This is a genomic window from Lacinutrix cladophorae (assembly GCF_053604645.1).
Window position 1 is genome coordinate 548,717 of record NZ_JBSHNR010000119.1, and the last position, 17,121, is coordinate 565,837.

Annotated in this window: 15 protein-coding genes and 1 pseudogene; 7 read left to right on the forward strand and 9 right to left on the reverse strand. The window is 30.6% G+C overall.

Translation table 11 applies throughout. From position 1 onward, the window contains the following. The first annotated feature begins 2 nt into the window (after positions 1-2). The 5 genes from ACVC3Y_RS12805 to ACVC3Y_RS12825 all read left to right on the forward strand — a co-directional run bounded on the left by ACVC3Y_RS12805 (position 3) and on the right by ACVC3Y_RS12825 (position 4,112). Complete coding sequence (locus ACVC3Y_RS12805; protein ID WP_452227102.1) at positions 3-632, forward strand: YceI family protein; 630 nt, start codon at positions 3-5, stop codon at positions 630-632. Positions 633-717: 85 nt separating this feature from the next. Beyond that, the gene (locus tag ACVC3Y_RS12810) at positions 718-1,269 is read left to right on the forward strand and encodes a superoxide dismutase family protein (protein ID WP_303423985.1); all 552 of its coding nucleotides are present in this window, start codon (positions 718-720) and stop codon (positions 1,267-1,269) included. Positions 1,270-1,376: 107 nt separating this feature from the next. Continuing rightward, positions 1,377-1,907, forward strand: a complete 531-nt coding sequence (locus ACVC3Y_RS12815) for an RNA polymerase sigma factor (RefSeq protein WP_303423986.1) — start codon at positions 1,377-1,379, stop codon at positions 1,905-1,907. 1 nt (position 1,908) lies between these two features. Beyond that, complete coding sequence (locus ACVC3Y_RS12820; RefSeq protein ID WP_452227103.1) at positions 1,909-2,715, forward strand: anti-sigma factor; 807 nt, start codon at positions 1,909-1,911, stop codon at positions 2,713-2,715. 26 nt (positions 2,716-2,741) lie between these two features. Next, positions 2,742-4,112 carry a hypothetical protein gene (locus tag ACVC3Y_RS12825; RefSeq protein WP_452227104.1) on the forward strand — a complete coding sequence of 457 codons (1,371 nt, stop codon included), beginning with the start codon at positions 2,742-2,744 and terminating at the stop codon, positions 4,110-4,112. Positions 4,113-4,369: 257 nt separating this feature from the next. Here the strand turns inward: ACVC3Y_RS12825 and ACVC3Y_RS12830 are convergent, their stop codons facing one another. The 3 genes and pseudogenes from ACVC3Y_RS12830 to ACVC3Y_RS12840 all read right to left on the reverse strand — a co-directional run bounded on the left by ACVC3Y_RS12830 (position 4,370) and on the right by ACVC3Y_RS12840 (position 9,261). After that, positions 4,370-6,598, reverse strand: coding sequence for a TonB-dependent receptor (locus ACVC3Y_RS12830; protein ID WP_452227105.1), 2,229 nt, complete (start codon positions 6,596-6,598; stop codon positions 4,370-4,372). A gap of 24 nt (positions 6,599-6,622) precedes the next feature. Continuing rightward, positions 6,623-7,915 carry a tetratricopeptide repeat protein gene (locus ACVC3Y_RS12835; protein ID WP_452227106.1) on the reverse strand — a complete coding sequence of 431 codons (1,293 nt, stop codon included), beginning with the start codon at positions 7,913-7,915 and terminating at the stop codon, positions 6,623-6,625. A gap of 95 nt (positions 7,916-8,010) precedes the next feature. Beyond that, a pseudogene (locus ACVC3Y_RS12840) lies at positions 8,011-9,261 on the reverse strand (DUF4331 family protein). Between the two features lie 137 nt (positions 9,262-9,398). Here ACVC3Y_RS12840 and ACVC3Y_RS12845 point away from each other — a divergent pair. Continuing rightward, positions 9,399-10,574, forward strand: coding sequence for an LETM1-related biofilm-associated protein (locus ACVC3Y_RS12845; protein ID WP_452227107.1), 1,176 nt, complete (start codon positions 9,399-9,401; stop codon positions 10,572-10,574). Between the two features lie 2 nt (positions 10,575-10,576). Here the strand turns inward: ACVC3Y_RS12845 and ACVC3Y_RS12850 are convergent, their stop codons facing one another. The 6 genes from ACVC3Y_RS12850 to ACVC3Y_RS12875 form a co-directional block, all read right to left on the reverse strand. Continuing rightward, positions 10,577-11,332, reverse strand: a complete 756-nt coding sequence (locus ACVC3Y_RS12850) for a LytR/AlgR family response regulator transcription factor (RefSeq protein ID WP_303423992.1) — start codon at positions 11,330-11,332, stop codon at positions 10,577-10,579. A gap of 25 nt (positions 11,333-11,357) precedes the next feature. Beyond that, positions 11,358-11,702, reverse strand: a complete 345-nt coding sequence (locus tag ACVC3Y_RS12855; RefSeq protein ID WP_303423993.1) for a 2TM domain-containing protein — start codon at positions 11,700-11,702, stop codon at positions 11,358-11,360. A gap of 10 nt (positions 11,703-11,712) precedes the next feature. After that, positions 11,713-12,030 (reverse strand): 2TM domain-containing protein, encoded by a 318-nt coding sequence (locus tag ACVC3Y_RS12860; protein WP_303423994.1) that lies wholly within the window; start codon positions 12,028-12,030, stop codon positions 11,713-11,715. Between the two features lie 2 nt (positions 12,031-12,032). Continuing rightward, the gene (locus ACVC3Y_RS12865; protein ID WP_452227108.1) at positions 12,033-13,370 is read right to left on the reverse strand and encodes a 2TM domain-containing protein; all 1,338 of its coding nucleotides are present in this window, start codon (positions 13,368-13,370) and stop codon (positions 12,033-12,035) included. Positions 13,371-13,395: 25 nt separating this feature from the next. Further along, the gene (locus ACVC3Y_RS12870) at positions 13,396-14,016 is read right to left on the reverse strand and encodes a tetratricopeptide repeat protein (RefSeq protein WP_452227109.1); all 621 of its coding nucleotides are present in this window, start codon (positions 14,014-14,016) and stop codon (positions 13,396-13,398) included. A gap of 98 nt (positions 14,017-14,114) precedes the next feature. Further along, positions 14,115-16,265: a TonB-dependent receptor gene (locus ACVC3Y_RS12875; protein ID WP_452227110.1), complete on the reverse strand. Its 2,151-nt coding sequence runs from the start codon at positions 16,263-16,265 to the stop codon at positions 14,115-14,117. Between the two features lie 139 nt (positions 16,266-16,404). Here ACVC3Y_RS12875 and ACVC3Y_RS12880 point away from each other — a divergent pair, with 139 nt between their 5' ends. Then, positions 16,405-17,115: a hypothetical protein gene (locus tag ACVC3Y_RS12880; protein ID WP_452227111.1), complete on the forward strand. Its 711-nt coding sequence runs from the start codon at positions 16,405-16,407 to the stop codon at positions 17,113-17,115. Positions 17,116-17,121 lie beyond the last annotated feature (6 nt).

Genomic DNA, 17,121 nt, shown 5'->3' on the forward strand with positions numbered 1-17,121 from the left:
TCATGAAAATCACAAAACTCCTTACAATATTAGCTGTAATTTCTTTACTATTTACTTCTTGTAAAAGTGAAAAAAAAGACAAGAAAATACAAAATATAGAAAACGCTGAAACAGCAAATCTATTTGTTATAAAGCCAGAGGCAACTGCCGTAAAATGGACTGCATTTAAAACAACCGATAAAGTACCTGTTGGAGGAGAATTTGCAACATTAAATTTTGAAAACAAATCTGGAGCTACTCCTGAAGAAGCTTTAAACAATTTAAATTTTTCAATTCCGGTAAGTAGTTTATTTACCAAAGATGATACTAGAGATGCTAAATTAAAAGCATCTTTCTTTGGAGCGATGTTAGATACTGATTTAATAAAAGGAATTATTAAGTATTCTAATGGGAAATATTTAGCCTCTATAACAATGAATGGAGTCACTGAAGATTTACCATTAGAAGTAAGTATTACTGAGGAAAGACGAGTTGCGATGAAAGCGACAATGGATCTTAAAAAATGGAATGCTTTAAGTGCTTTAGAAACATTAAACAAAGTATGTTTTGACTTACATAAAGGTGCAGATGGCGTAAGTAAAACTTGGGAAGATGTTAATATAGAAATCAGTACGTTTTTAAGAGATAAATAAAAAAGTAAAAAACCATCCTATTACTAATTTGTTATTAGACATAATATATGCTAACTTTAGTATTTCATATAAAACCCATTTAACAATGAAAAGAAGTTCAATTTTTATTTTAGCATTAAGTATCATTTTTGCTGTTAGCTGTAAAAAAGAAGTAAAACAGGAAACAGGAACCACAGAAGCAATGAAAGCTAAAAAAGTAAAAATGAAACTAGAGCCTAAAAGCGACAGTAAAGTAAAAGGTAATATTGCTTTTACGGAAGAAGATGGAAAAATTAGAATGGTTGCTATGGTTGAAGGATTAGAAGCAGGAACACATGCAATACATATACATGAAAAAGCAGATTGTTCGTCTGCAGACGGCACTTCTTCTGGAGGACATTGGAATCCAACGGCACAACCACATGGAAAATGGGGAGATACTGCAGGATACCACAAAGGGGATATTGGTAATCTAACCGCAAATGAAGATGGACGCGCTTTTTTAGAATTTTCAACGAATGAGTGGTGTATAGGCTGTGGAGACAAAAACAAGGATATATTAGGAAAAGCAGTTATTGTTCATGCAGGTGCAGATGATTATGGACAACCTACAGGAAATGCAGGAGGCCGTATTAGCTGTGGTGGTATTATTGAATAACAACAACATAATTTATATTAAAAAAAGGCACAAAGTTGTGCCTTTTTTTATATTTATAATACCTATATTGTTCCATAATTTATTTTAAAACAAATTATTAATACTACATGCAATTAGAACTTCTCGTTTCTAAATTTCAAGAAAAAGACGAAAAAGCTTTCGAAACACTTTACAATATGTATAGTGAAAGTATGCATGGGGTAATTTTTAATATTGTAAGGGATCCTGACATTGCTCAAGAAATTATGCAAGATGTTTTTATAAAAGCATGGCATAAAGCAGATTCCTACTCTGCTAAAAAAGGTCGTTTTTTTACTTGGATCTTAAACATAGCACGCAATGCAGCCATAGATAAAACACGTTCTAAAAATTTTAAGAACACAAAACAAAACCTTAACTCCGATTTTTTCGTAGATATCATTGAAAGCAACGAAAGTTTAGACGATCAAACAGATGCCATTGGTATTAAAAAGTTTGTTTCTAAACTGGCAGATAAATGTAAACAAGTAATTGAACTGTTATATTTTAAAGGATATACACAAAAAGAAGCTTCGGAAACATTAGAAATGCCAATTGGTACAATAAAAACTAGAAATAGAAAATGCATAAGCGAATTACGTAATATGCTAGATGTTTAATATGAATACAAAGGAATACATAGAATCTGGAATCTTGGAACTTTACGTTGCAGGAACCCTTTCTGAAAAAGAAAGTCAGGAAGTCTATGCGCTTACTTTAAAACACCCTGAACTTCTCGATGAAGTTTTAAAAATTGAAGCTGCCATAATTAAACTCACAGCTGCAGTTTCACCAAGGGATAGTAAATTATTTTACACTTCTATTAAAGATAAAATAACGAATAATAACGACACTAAAGTTATTCCTCTAGATAACAAACCTAATAAACAATGGTTTACTTATGTTAGTTGGGCAGCTTCTATTGTATTTGCCGCAGGAATCTTATGGTTTGCTAACCAAAACAACCAACTTAAAGAGCAAATACGAATTGCAGATGTGGATAAAGAATTATTAGAAGTACAAATAGAAAAAGGGAATACCAGCTTAACAGAAGCAAAAAAACTTATTTCTGTATTAAGAGACAAAGACATTATTCCTGTACCTCTTGCTGGACAAGCAGTATATCCAGAAGCATATGCTAAAGTATATTGGGATAAAAAGAGTAATAGTATCGTATTAGATGCACAAGGTTTACCAGAACCTCCTAAAGGAAAAGTATATCAAGTATGGTCTTTAAAACTAAATCCGTTAACTCCAACAAGTTTAGGTGTTATTGCTGATTTTAATAGTGACGAAAACAAACTATTTACTATAGAAAATGCCAATGCATCTGAAGCGTTTGGTATTACTTTAGAACCAGAAGGAGGAAGTGAATCTCCTACTCTAGAGCAACTATACACACTTGGTGCTGTTGCCTCTGCACCTTAGGAAGAATTCAAAATGCGTTCTTTATTATGCATAAATGCGTTACATACTTTACAAAACAAATAGTACTATTTCTATTTATTTTAATTCATCTCGCTTTTCAATCAAAAAATAATTTAGATAATCTTTTTGAGAATTGCCTAATCTCGGATACCGAAAACAATATTTCTAGAAGCAATCCTATTAGAATTATTGCAGTAGACCATGAAAATAATCGTATTAAAACGAATTATATAGCACTGGAAAACTTATTAAATAAAGCGACCGAAAATCAGTCTTGGTTTATCACACAAGGAGAAGAGGCTTCTAATATGGTTGAAATAATTAAAGTAGATGTACACTCTGGTTGGATTACCCTTGGTAAAACATATGCTGGTGTTTTTAATATGGAGGAGGAAGAAACTTTAGAATTTTTTAATCCGTTTGTAAATTATAAAATAATTAAAAACAAACCATTATTTGAAAACTATCCAACCTATATAAAAGACGAATACATTAACTACATTCAGGCTGGTGGTATTATAAAAAGGGCAGATAATGATTTTGTATTACTAACACCTGTTGTTTTTGGTGCACATAATAAACGATCTATATTTTACGCCACAAGTTCGGACTTAGAAAATTGGGAGTTTCAAGAAAAAAAAATACTTAGTACTGATCAAATTTCATTTGCAAAAAAAAACGGAAATGTATTTAGCTCTGGAAATCCTTTAAAATTAGAAAACGACACCTTTCTTGTTTTACTTGGTGTAGAACAACCAAACGGAAACTATACTTCTGCGTATATGATTCTTAACAAACGATTAGAAATAGTACAATCTCCTAAAGAAATAAAAATTCCAGAATGGCATGGAATAGAACAAAATAGTTTTCCTTTAGCAATTACAAAACATAAAGATGTATTTAGAGTATTGTTTCACCGAAGAAGCTCGAAGTTTATAGACACAGAGGTTCATGAAATTACTACCAAAACTATTTTTAAAGTGTTTGATGAAAACCTAGGTATTCTTTCGTCTAAGGTTATTCAAAAAGCAAAAAACTCCTCTGGTTATTTACACGGAAAGGCAGATGATGCTTCTTATATTACATATAATTCGGAATTATATATATTACTTGGTAGCGAAGAATTACCTTCAGAATATCTCACTTCCTTCAATCGAGAATATGGCTTAATGAAGTTACAAAACGAAAAATGGATACACGATACACGTAGCCCTTTAATTGTTAACCCTATTAACATTAACAACAAATACCCAGAATACGACTGGACTTCAGACCATTTGGGTGGTTTTATCTCTCCAATATTTTATAAGGACTACTTATACATATTTTTAAGCTTTGGAACAGATAATCCTGATTATATACTTTCGGGGATTAAAATAAAGACAGTCCAAGAATAAATAACTATGGCTTAATAAATTATAGATAGCTTATTAAAAAACATAGATTTGAGCTCCTTTTGTTTAAGAAAAGGAAAGCTAGTATATAAAAATGTATGCTTCAAAAGGCACATCAAAATTTATTATATAAAGAAAACGCCAGCTTATTTCTAAACGTGACGTTTTCTAACCAACAAAAAACTTCTTCAAAAAAACTCCCTTAAAATTTTTCTAGATTATATAGCAAATATTATTTCTGTTGGTATTTTTATACATTCTTAAAATGTATAACTAATACTTCCCTTTATAAAAAATGGTGTTCCTGGAGTAAAGTGAATTTCTTCCACCGATTGCACTTCATTTTGTAATCTAGATTCTGTTGCAAATTGTGTTTCATTCCAATCTACATCAAATAGATTTTCTATAACCATACCTAATGTAATTTTGTTAAAAGTGTAGTTTACGTTAAAGTCGGTTACAAAATATCCTTCTGCTACAATAGAATTATCTTCGTTTGCTGGTCTATCATCTATAAAGCGATATCTAATTCCTCCAGAAAAACCTTTTAAATCTTTAACAGACAGACCTCCAGCCATAGTAAAATCTGGTGCTAAGGGAATATAATTTTCTCCTTCTGGATCCTCTACACTTCTTGCATGTGTTATTGTTGCATCTGTATCAAAATACAGCCAATCATTTAGTTGGTATCGCAATCCTAAATCCAATCCGTAACGTTCACTTTTTCCGCTTGGTTCTACAATTCCTGCATCTCCAACATATACAAATTCTTGTTCTGAAAACAAATACCATAAAGCAGAATTAAAAACTACTTTTGAAAATGGTTTCCAAATATTTCCTACATCTACACCATATGCACGTGGTAATATTTCTTCTCCTTCTTGTGCTACTACTACTCTAGTATCGTTAGAGTGAAAACCAATCCCAGACTTTACAAAGAGTTGTAAATTATCATTCGCATCGTAGAACAAATTAAGCTTCGGACTAACTATTGCTTTTGTTTCCGATTGTGTGTTTAAACTAGGTTGTAATTGATCGTTATATAAAAACTTAAAATAATCTAGACGTAATGCTGGACTTACTGTAAGTTTACCAAACTCGAAATCTGCAGAAACAAATGCGTCTAAGTTGGTTTGATTTATATCTCCTAACTGTACATTTTCAAGAAGTGTTGTTTTATTTAAAGTTTTAGATAACTCCACATCGTTAGATATATCGTGTCTTAAACCAACTCCGTAATTTAATTGTACTGGCACTGCTCCTAAATACACATCTTTAGTTATTTCTGTATTTACTCCAAAAATGTTTCTATTTTCCTTTTGTTTTATTTGATCTCCATTTACTGGGTCTTCTAAAAAGAAAGTAAAATTAGAATACAATTCAAAAGCATAATGGGAATAAAAAGCATTCGCTTTAAGCGTTGTATTATCCGAAATGTATTTGTTATATACTACATTAAAATTAGTTCGTTCTGTGTTTCCGCCTTCGGTATCATCTATAGCACCAAAACGTGAAATGTTACCGTTATCAACTTCTCTTTGTGGAATTTGTCCAGAAGCATCCCAACGACTTGTAAAATGAGAGGCCGTTAAAGAAAGCTTATTATTATCTGGAGTATACATTACATATTTTCCAAAAAGGTTCAGTCTATTAAAATTTTGAGGAGACTCAAATGGTCCATCTGTTGCAATATATTCTGCTGCTATATAAGCATTTTGATTTTTTTTATCTTCCAACAAATTAAACATAGCCAATGTTTTTAAGGAATTAAATTGTCCTGCGGAGAGTTTAATTGTACTTTCTTTTAAATGGTCTTTTGTTGAAAAGTCTACATATCCAGCAGTATTAAAATCGCCTTGCTTACCGTAATAAGGTCCTTTTCCAAAATCTATATTGTTAATGGTCTCTGGAATTACAAAATGTAAATCACTATATCCTTGACCATGAGCGTGAGACACCATATTTACTGGCATACCATCTACACCAATAGAAATATCTGTTCCATGATCTATATCGAAACCTCTTAAAAAAAGTTGTTCTGCTTTACCACCTCCTGCATGTTGACCAATGATTAATCCTGGCACTTTTTGTAATATTTCTTGTGAAGAATTTACTGGTGTTGTAGCTAAATCTATTTTAGTAATGGTATTAACTGCATTTAATTGTTCGGTAAGAACCAATTCTTCTAACATTAATGTTTTACTTTCTAGGGCTACCTCTAAACCTTCATTTATATGTTTGTTATTTATAATTATTGTCTTCTTTTTAAAACCAAGTAACCCAATATTTATGGTGTCTCCTATTTTGTTATCTAATAAAATAAATGTACCGTTTGGTAAAGTATGTGCGTGTGTGTTTGCATTGGTATTAAACACATAAACATTTTCTAATGGTTGATTAAAGTTATCTGTTACTTTTCCTTTAATATTTTGTCCATTCATTGTAAAAAAAGAACAAAATAAGATAGCTATTACTATTATATTTTTCATATTTAAATTTTTAAAACGGTAAAACTAAATATTTTTTATTTCTTTTTCTACTAAAGGACCAAGTTCGAAACTACTTTCTAATAATTCTTTTTTTAGTTTTTTAGCTTCAGAAATTTTCCCATTCGCTTTATATATTTTTGCTAAATGATACATCGCTTCTGGTTCAAAAGTTTTGTTTAGAACATTGTCTTCTGCTATGTGTAAAGCATTTTCATAATGCCCTTTGTTATAATAGGTCCAAGCCAATAAATCATACGATTGTGCTGTTGGTCTATTATCTATTTCTTCTCTAGAAAGTTTTAATGCTTGATCGGTAAGGTTTAATTCTTCAGCAAATAGTTTTGCATTGTAAGCATTATACATATCACCATATTTTGTATTATTAACTGCGTTTGCATAAAGTGTTAAGTATTTTGTTTTAGCCGTTTTATCGTTCATATATTCTGCAATTTCAGCTTTTAACAAGTAATAATCTGGTGCTTGATGTTGTTTTGCTATGGTGTTTAAAATACGTATAGCTTCTTGTGGGTTACGCTCATAAGAATAAACAATCCATGCTATACCTTTTTTAGCATATGCTTCGTTTGGGTTTATAGCTAATGCTTTTAAATAATAATGGTATGATTTTTCTATTTGTCCGTCATGCCCATAATAATCTGCAATATTGGTATAAGCCCATTGCATTAATGCTTTATTTTTTGAAGACTCTGCAATTGCCATTGCTTTCTCCATATATTTTATGGTTGCAGATAAATCGCCTTCATGATCGCTCCATTTAGACAGGCGAATTAAAAAACCAAAATCACTAAGGTCTTTTACTTGTGCTAAATAATGAGATGCTTTTTTAGTATTACCTAATTCTAAATGTACATCGAATAGCATTTTTTGAGTTCCTTTTAAATTTTCGCCAATAGTTTCGGCTTTTTCTAAAAGATTTAATGCTTCTTTAAATCTATGTTGTGAAATATAATTTCTTGCTAAAGCACGTAAATAACCAGAATTGGTATAATTGATTTTTTCGTTTGCCTTAATTAGGCTTTCTTCTGCAAGAATTAAATAATCTATATTACCAGTCGCTGTAAATAATTGAGATTGAGACGCTGCTAATTTTACTAAATAAGGATATTGATTAGGTTCTTTTTCTAGCTTATTTTCCCAAAAGTCATGATCTCCTTGAATAGTTTGCAGTGTCTCGCTCTCTAATCCTTTTAGATATGTGTTATAGTCGTTTACACTTGTTATTTTGTCTAAAGATTTATTACAGCTTGTTAATACTAGTAATAAAATAAAAAGTAGTTTATAATTTGCTGTGTTCATTTTTTTTGTTTTTTGTTGTTGGTTGTAGGTTGTTTTTGTTGTTGGATTTATAACCATTAGAGTATGGCAGGCACACTCTAATGGTTTAAAAAAATTTACCAAGCAGAAGCTAAGTAAGGAAATGAGGCAGAAAAAGGTTTATCGTTAGCATCTACATTGTCATTGGATAACTGTGGATTTTCGGTAAAGTCTTCACCACCAAAAATTAATAACAATTCTATTGTTATTACATCATCAGTTAAATTTCTTCCGGTTAACAAAGCTCCTGTTGCAGGATTAAAAAAAGTAGTTTCACCATCTAAAGAAAGATTAAGTACATCTGTAGCTAATAGCCCTGTAAAATCTGCAGAAGTTTGCATTAAAGCATTCATATCTCCTGGATTCGCAAAAGCAGGACTTAAACCCTCTAAGTTTGCTTGAAACATAGGTTGAAAAGCAGCTCCTTGAGCATCTGGAGTTGTTACATTAAATGTGTTTTTACTTGCAGCACTAACAAATACCGTATTTACGGCTGGTCTTCCCATTTGATCTTGTTGTGTATATGTTCCTGAAAAATCTGGTTCTATAGACATAGATCCTTCATTATTATTACTATCATCATCACTAGAGCAATTGAATGCAAATGCTGAAATTAATATTGCGCCTAATATTGTTTTTATATTGTTCATAATTGTACGTTTTAAATAAGTTAGTTTTTATTGTTTTGTTTTTGCTTCTACCCAAGTATTGATAGTTCCAGAACCACCAACCATAGTTTTTGGCACTTCAACAACTATAGACATTACATTAGTTCCTTTAAAAGTATCTACTCCTGGACTATTAAATCCCGTTGCATTTCCTGCAATGATTTCACCATATTGTGCAAAATCCATAAAGAAAGGATCATCTCGAGGTCCTGCAAAAAATTTCATTCCAGCATTTGTTGTAGCTGTTGCAGCTTCACCATAAGCAGAAATCGCTACAGATGTTTGTGTTGCATTGGTTTCGATAGCACTATCTACACCTACACTTCCTGGTATAGTTGGTCCAAAGAAATACATTCTACCATCTCTTGGTATCGCTTGTAATACTAAATCTTCAACATTATCTCCAGTGGTATCAATGTTAAACTCTATTAAAACATTTTCATCAAATGCTGCTGAAGCTGTTGCGCTAGGACTTAAAAGTCCTTGTACATTTGCTACAAACACAACATTATTTGGGTCTTCTGCTTGAAAAGCATAGAAGTCTGTGATATCTGCTGTACCACTTGCAACTGCAGGAGCATCAATGTGATCTGCTGCTACCATAAAGAAACTAGCTATTGCTAAAGCTCCAATTCCTAAAATAATTTTTGTTTTTTTCATAATAGTGAGGTTTTTAGTTAATTAATTTTTGACTCTCACACATACCTACGCAAAAAAGTAAAAGAGGGTTTTAAAAAAGTTTAAATATTTTTTATTCAGTAGAAAAAATTATCTTTACACAACTTAATATTACAACCATGAATCCATCGGCAAGTGGCTGGATAAACAAACTGCTAAAAATACTAGAGACCAACAATACTCTAGAACAAACAACAACACATGCTTTTTATTTAGCATTAAGAGAAAGCGGATTTATTTATGGAAATAATATAGATATAGTTAAAAAAATATTTGTAAAAAAAGATTTCACAAATGAAGAAATTTGCAAAACCAATCTCTTTCTATCCTTATATTTCTCTCATAAAAAGTTAGATGATTCTGAAAATTTTATAGATAGTATCATCGAATTCTATACTAAAATTGAAGAATATAAGTCCTCCTACTTTAAAGAGCTTTTAGGAGAAAAAAAATCTGCAGGATTACTAGAAAAAATAATTCATAAACGTGTTTTAATTGATGACAACCTCATCTCTAAAAGCTTTAATTATTTTATTACTAATGCATTATTATATATAGATGTTCTTGCTTACAAGCATTACTTAAAGACTAAAACGATAACCGTAAATTATATTAAGAATTTAGAATCTTCGCTAGAAACTATTGTTTTATCTGCATTAAATGCTAAACAAACCAAGAGTGAATATGATACTAGTTTAATAAAGTTATTTGAGCAATCTTTACGTTTTCAAAAAAAATACAACATTACATATAATGAAGCGATTACATTTATTCAAAGTGAATTAGAAACACAATACATACTAGATATGGCGTGTATGGCTACTTGGACAGACGCTTCTATAGACAAAAAGGAATATGAATTTTTAAATCAGTTAGGAATAGATTTAAAACTAGAACAACAAAAAGTTAACGAAGCTATTACAGCAATAACGTTATTTTACAATACCTATAAAGAACAAATTGTTTTACTTGGATCTAAAAATATTGTAAAAACTTTTTACGATAATTCTAGTAAAATGGTTAGCAAGCTGATTTCTAGAAATAGCAAACGTCTATATAAAGAATTAGGTGAAAGTAAAGAATTGATGCTCTTAATTTCGCAATCTACCATTAGAGATTTAAATGATGAAGAACAGAAAAAAGTACAGGGACAGTTATTAGATATATTTAAATCGATACCAAGTTTAGCTATATTTTTACTTCCTGGTGGCGCTTTATTACTTCCTTTAGTAATAAAATTTATACCCAAATTATTACCTAGCGCTTTTGATGATAATAGAATTGAAGACGATTAAAACTACTCTAACCATGTTTTAAAATCTTTAACTCGCTCTCTAGCAACTATTACCTCTTGCTCGTTATAGGAATTTAATTTTATTTGCAAACGCGAATTAGTATAACTTACCATATCTTTTATTGCCTGAATGTTTACAAAAAACTTTCTGTTAATTCGGAAAAATTGTTGTGGTTCTAATTCGTCTGTTAATTGTTCTAGTGTGGTATCAAGTAAATAATTCCTTCCTTCTGAAGTATGCAAATAAGTACCTTTGTTTTCACTATAAAAGCACTCAATATCTTCAATATTTATTAATTTTAAATGCTGGCCTACTTTTACCGAAAAACGTTTTTTGTATTCGCGTTCTATTGGGTTTACAAGTAATTTTTTAATATCATTAAAATCTAAAGTAACGCTTTTTTGTTCTGGGATTCTGGATTTGTACTTAGAAACTGCTTTTTCTAAATCTTCTTCATCTATAGGTTTCAATAAATAATCGATACTATTTAACTTAAAAGCTTGTAATGCATATTCATCATAAGCTGTTGTAAATATTACAGCCGATTGAATATCTATGGTTTCAAAAATCTCAAAAGACAATCCATCACTTAATTGAATATCTAAAAATATAAGATCGGGATGCGCATTATTTTGAAACCAAGCTATAGACTCTTCCACAGAGTGCAACATAGTATCTGCTGTTAGGTTAAGACTATCTAACATACGCTGCAATCTTCTAGCAGATGGTTTTTCGTCTTCTATAATAAGTACTTTCATAAAAGTGGTATTATCGATTATTAGTTTATTGCCAATTTTGTTGTTGTTCTTCTTTTTCTAAAATTTTTTTAATCTTTCGTTCTTCCCATGCCTTCCCTAAAAATACATTTCTTCCAAAAACACCTAAAAAATGAAAAAATAAACCAATTCCCCAATAAAACACTGTAGAAAAAACATTAAATGTCCAAAAATTTTCTCTTTCTACATTTAATGAAATCATATAAAGAATTACAATATTGATTACTATATATGATAATAAATGCCAGTAAAAACCTTTTATTTGTCCTACACGTTTCTTCGCTTTTAAGTAAGCTTCTTCTTTACTAAATTGGTTATTGTTATAGCTTTCTATATGTTGTGTTTGTTTCATCTTTATTTTGTTAATCCCAGTTTTGAAACTTTTTCTCTTGTTCCATAAACTTTTTAATTTTTTGTTCTTCCCATTTACTCCCAAAAACAAAATTTGGTAAGAAAACAGAAAGCGCATGAATAATTATTGCAATACCCCATGTACCAAATGTTATAAAATTACGAAACTGAAAATAACTTTCCCCTGGATCTAAGTTTTTAATGTTTATAAATACAAGCATGATATTTATAACAATATAAATCATCAAGTGTGTATAAAAACCTTTAATTCGTTTTACTTGTTTTCTTGCATGCGCAATGCGTTCGTTATTTAAATGATTTGAATCCATAATTAGCTCCATTTATTTTGTTGTTCTTCTTTTTCTAAGATTTCATTTATTTTACGTTCTTCCCATGTTTTACCATAACCAAATACTGTAAAAGCATGAATTACTATACCCATTCCCCATCCAAAGAGAGGAAACCAAAACCATTGGAAATTCCAGGATGTGGAGTAGTTAATAAATATTAAAAATGGAATTACTAGACAATACGAGGTTAAATTTCCGTAAAATCCTTTAATTTCTTCTACGCGTTTTTTTGCTCTATAATAAGCGTCTTCTTTTGTGTTTGTGTTTATACGTTCCATACTTGTGATTTGTTTTGTAAGCATTGGTATTGCTACTGCAAAACGGCTTGCTTCTTGATTGATATTTACTTTTTTTGTGGTTAATAATTGGTAGCGTTGCATGATATTACTTAAACCTACTCCACTACTCTTTTTAACTATTTGCTTTACCTGCAAATTATTTTCTACTACTAGATTTCCATTGGTTTCATAAATTTTTATGTGTAATGGCTTACTAGATGTTACGATGTTATGTTTTACAGCATTTTCTAATAAAAGTTGTAACGATAATGGTACTACTTTGCTTTCTGGGTTTGTAGCTTGTTCTGGAATTTCAAAAACAATACTATCTTCAAATCGCATTTTTAAAAGCGACATGTATGTTTTTGCAAAAGCTAATTCTTCATCTACAGTAACTAAATCTTTGTTTTTTTGCTCTAAAACATAACGATATACCTTAGAAAGCGATGTTGTAAATTTTTGTGCATTACCTGGATTTTCTTCAATTAAACTGGTTAATACATTTAAACTATTAAATAGAAAATGTGGATCTAATTGATTTTTTAAAGCATCAAACTTTGCACTTGCCGTACCTGCAATTACCTTTTGCTCTTTTACTTTTTGTTGCTGTAACTTGGCGAAGAAATAAAAGGCATGAAAAGTAATAACAATAGACAATGTAATCCAGATTCCAAAAGAATAATTTCTCCAACTTTCTTTAGCTAAAAAAGCTTCAAAAGTTGTACCATCATAAACCAATGCCGTAAGTACTCTTAATATAAATAAACCAATAATGGTTATTATAATAGAGCCTACAATTCCTATTATAACACGCTTAATGCTAACACCGTTTTTAGTATTCCAAGTTCTTTTTTCTAAATAGTTAAAATAATACATATTAGAATAGCCTAATACAAATGCATATAACTGATAAAAGCTAAAGTTGATTAAAAGTGCATTGGTGCTTTTAAAAGCAAATCCGTTATAAGAGGCATTTCCTATTACAAATACCAGGCAACCAATTGCAAAGGTGATTAGTATATTTTTTATGTATTCATTCATAAGGATTGGTATCTATTTTATACTATTATTTACAGCTTTTTATAATTTCTTGAGCACGTTCTCTTCCCCAGTTTGGATGAAATTCTGTTTCTGGTTTAAAGGTAGTAAAAAGTTGTAAAGCTCTTTCTGCTTCTTTACAAAATGGCTGTATATCATTGCCAAAATAACGTGCACCTCCAATATTCCAATCGGCTTTACTCAAAACAACTCTAGGATTGTTTGGTGCTATTTTTTCTGCTTGCGCATACAATGCCATTACTTTACCAGAAAGCAACATACCATAGGTTGCACCATCACTTGCTACATAAACGGTATGTAATAATGCCTGCATGACCATAATTTCTGGATTATCTTTAGATATTGCTGATGCTTCGTTTAAAAAGCCTTGTGCTTGATTTAATTGTGCTTCTAAAGCTTTTACATCTTTTAACTTAGTAAAACCATCTAAAATTAAAGTTTCTGCTGCATAATAAGGAGGTAACCAATTGTCTGGTTCTGCTTTTGCTATACGCTCAAAAAGTTGAGAAGCCTCAATAGGATTAGTTTTCCAAAGCTCTAATGCTTTATGCATTCCTTGTTCGTATTTGGTTTGTGCTGTAACTAAACTTGTTATTAATAAAGTTACGATGATAATTAGATGTTTCATTTTTAGTTTGCTTTTTATGTTATACAAATATCTATTGTTTTCGGTTGTTTAAAAAAAGTGCATTACTGAACTGTTATTATTTTAGGACAGACTGTTATCTATAAATTATTTAACTGATTATCATTTCCTTTTTCGCTGATAGTCCAGAAGAAACCAACAAAAAAGAATTGATCTGTTGCAGGGCGTAAACTTCTACTAGCGAAATTGCCATTTATATCTGGTGTATTTGCATACTGGTATCCGTTTACATTTTTAAAACCTAAGACATTATTTACCGATAAATACAGTATTTTTTGGGGAGAAAGTAAATAGGCCCAATTTAAACTTAGATTATTATAGGATTTTGTTGTGGCGTTTAAAAAGCCTGTTTCATTAGGGTTGGTATACGTTCTTCCAGAAGCAAAAGCATAACTTAAACCTACTTGACTTTTCCAATTGTCAATCCAATATTTACCAACTACAGATAGATTGTGTGTGTTTGCAAAATTAGGTTGTGCTGCATTAGGATAGTTTTTATAATCTCTTTCACTATCTAAAAGCGAATAACTCACCCAATAATCTACATTTTTTATGTTATTATTATCTCGCCAAAACAAATCAATTCCTTTTGCAAATCCTTTTCCTTGATTATTATAATTAGCATCAAAACTTACAAACTCACTATCGTATTTTACTAAATCTGTATAGTCTTTTAAATATGCTTCCGCTCTAAAAATTTGCTTATTGTTATTATACTGATAGTTTAAAATATAATGAGAAGTATGCTGTGCTTGCAAATTAGTTTCAAACTTTAAAATATCAGAATTCGGATTCTGATAAAAATCACCATAGGCTAAAGAAACTTGGCTTTTCTCTGAAATTTTATACGCCATAGAAACTCTTGGAGAAAGAGTAATGGCATCAAACAAAGCGCTATATTCTAAACGCAAACCTGCTTTTAAGGCTAGATTTTTTGAAAAGAAAATATCTGCTTCTGTAAAAGCTGCACTTATATTATTATTAAATCCGTAATCTACAGAAGGTATCGAGTTATCTTCATAATTTTCATTAAAATCGGTTGCTAAATATTCTGCTCCAAAGTTTAATTTAAAACGATTATTAAATTTATGTTTCAATTTTACTTTACCATGAAAAGAATTTTGAGTGTCATTAATATCGGAAGCATCCAATTTAATTTTATTATTAGCATTTGTATAACTCATTCCTGTTTGTAACGTCCAAGAATCACCTAACATTCCTTTGTAAGAACCATTAAAGTATAAATTGTTATTATTTAGTTTAATAGAAACACCATCTGGGTTATTAATATCTTCCTGAATTAATTCAAAACGACTAGCATCAAAAGCCGTGTATAGTTTTAACATTCCGTTATTTGTTTTCTGACGAAATACAGCCTCTCCAGAAGCCGCTTCTACAGGCTTTATCCATTCATTTCTTCCTTTAAAAATAGCATTATAAGGAGCTAAATTTATATACGAAGCATTTACACTTAACGAATTGTTTTCCCATTTTTGTGTATTACCAAGTCCTAGTCCAACACTCATAATACTAATATCGGTTTTTTCTTGATCTGGTTCTCCTGTAGTATTTAAAAGTAGCACGCTAGACAATGCTTGACCATATTCTGCAGAATATCCTCCAGTAGAAAAAGTAATGCCATCAAACAGAAATGGAGAATAGCGTCCGCGAGTTGGTGTATCATTGGTCGTTGGGCTATAAGGTGTAAATACTTTTATGCCATCAATAAAAATTTGAGTTTCTTCAGCTTCACCTCCACGCACAAAAAGCCTTCCATCCTCAGCAACTGTTGTTGTTCCCGGTAAGGTTTGTAAAGCACCTACAAAATCACCCAAAGCACTAGCTGTGGTTACCACATCTAAAGGTTTTAGCACATTAACTTTAGAATTATCTCCTGCAGAAAATGTTCCTGCAGAAAGAATTACAGCATCTAGAGAATTAATATCTTCTCGAAGTTGAATTTTTAAATCTTTCATATAAGAAATAGCGCCAAGCATTGTATAGGTTTCAAAACCTACAAAGGAAACGATTAAGTTTTGTGTTCCTTTTTCTGTGGTTTTAAATGAAAACTCTCCTTTATCATTAGTTGTAGCTCCATCATAAGTGCCTTCTAAATAGACATTCGCTAGTGCAATTGGATTTTTATTTACATCTGTAACTATTCCATTAATGGTTTGTGCAGAAAGTGTAAAACTGAATAAAAAAATGAAAATTAGTGCTGTTTTTTTCATGTTATTTAGTGGTTTAATTTGATTGATACTACAAAGATGTAACAGAAAGCATATACTAGAAATTAATAATTACCGAATTGTTAAATAACATTACCGAGATGTAAAACAATGAAAACACGTATTTTTTATACTAGATAAAATGTCTAACTTTAAACTAAAATCTAAAAGGATGCTACAAGAACATGAAAATGACAATCCGCAATTAATATCTTATAACCTTTTAAGGCAACTCATTGGACTCCTAGGCATTGTACTACCAATATTATTAGTGGTTGGTGCTTTTTATTATGGCAACTGTGAGATTGTACAGAGTTCTATTAGTGATTACTACCACACCAAAATGCGAAATATACTTGTAGGTGTTTTATGTGCTGTAGCTTTTTTTATGTTTACCTATAAAGGTTATGATATTAGAGATAGTATTGCTGGAAATTTAGCATGTATATTTGCTATAGGAGTTGCGTTTTTTCCAACAGGTGTAGATACTGTTTCAGAATGTGCAGAACAATGTATTATTTATGAAGATTGGATAAAAACCGTTCACTTTACCTTTGCAGGATTATTTTTTGCTACACTTATTTACTTTTCTTTAATTTTATTTCCAAAATCTAAAGCAGAGAAAAATCATTTAAGCAATAAAAAGAAAAAACGTAATACTATTTTTCATATTTGCGGATATGTGATGATCTCTTGTATTGTTTTAATAGCACTTTACTTTTTTTACTTGCAAGAGCGATTCCCTGAATTGCAACATTTAGATCCTGTATTCTGGCTAGAAAGTATTGCGCTTTGGGCTTTTGGTATTTCTTGGCTTACAAAAGGACAATTGATTTTTAAGGATAAGGATTAAATATTT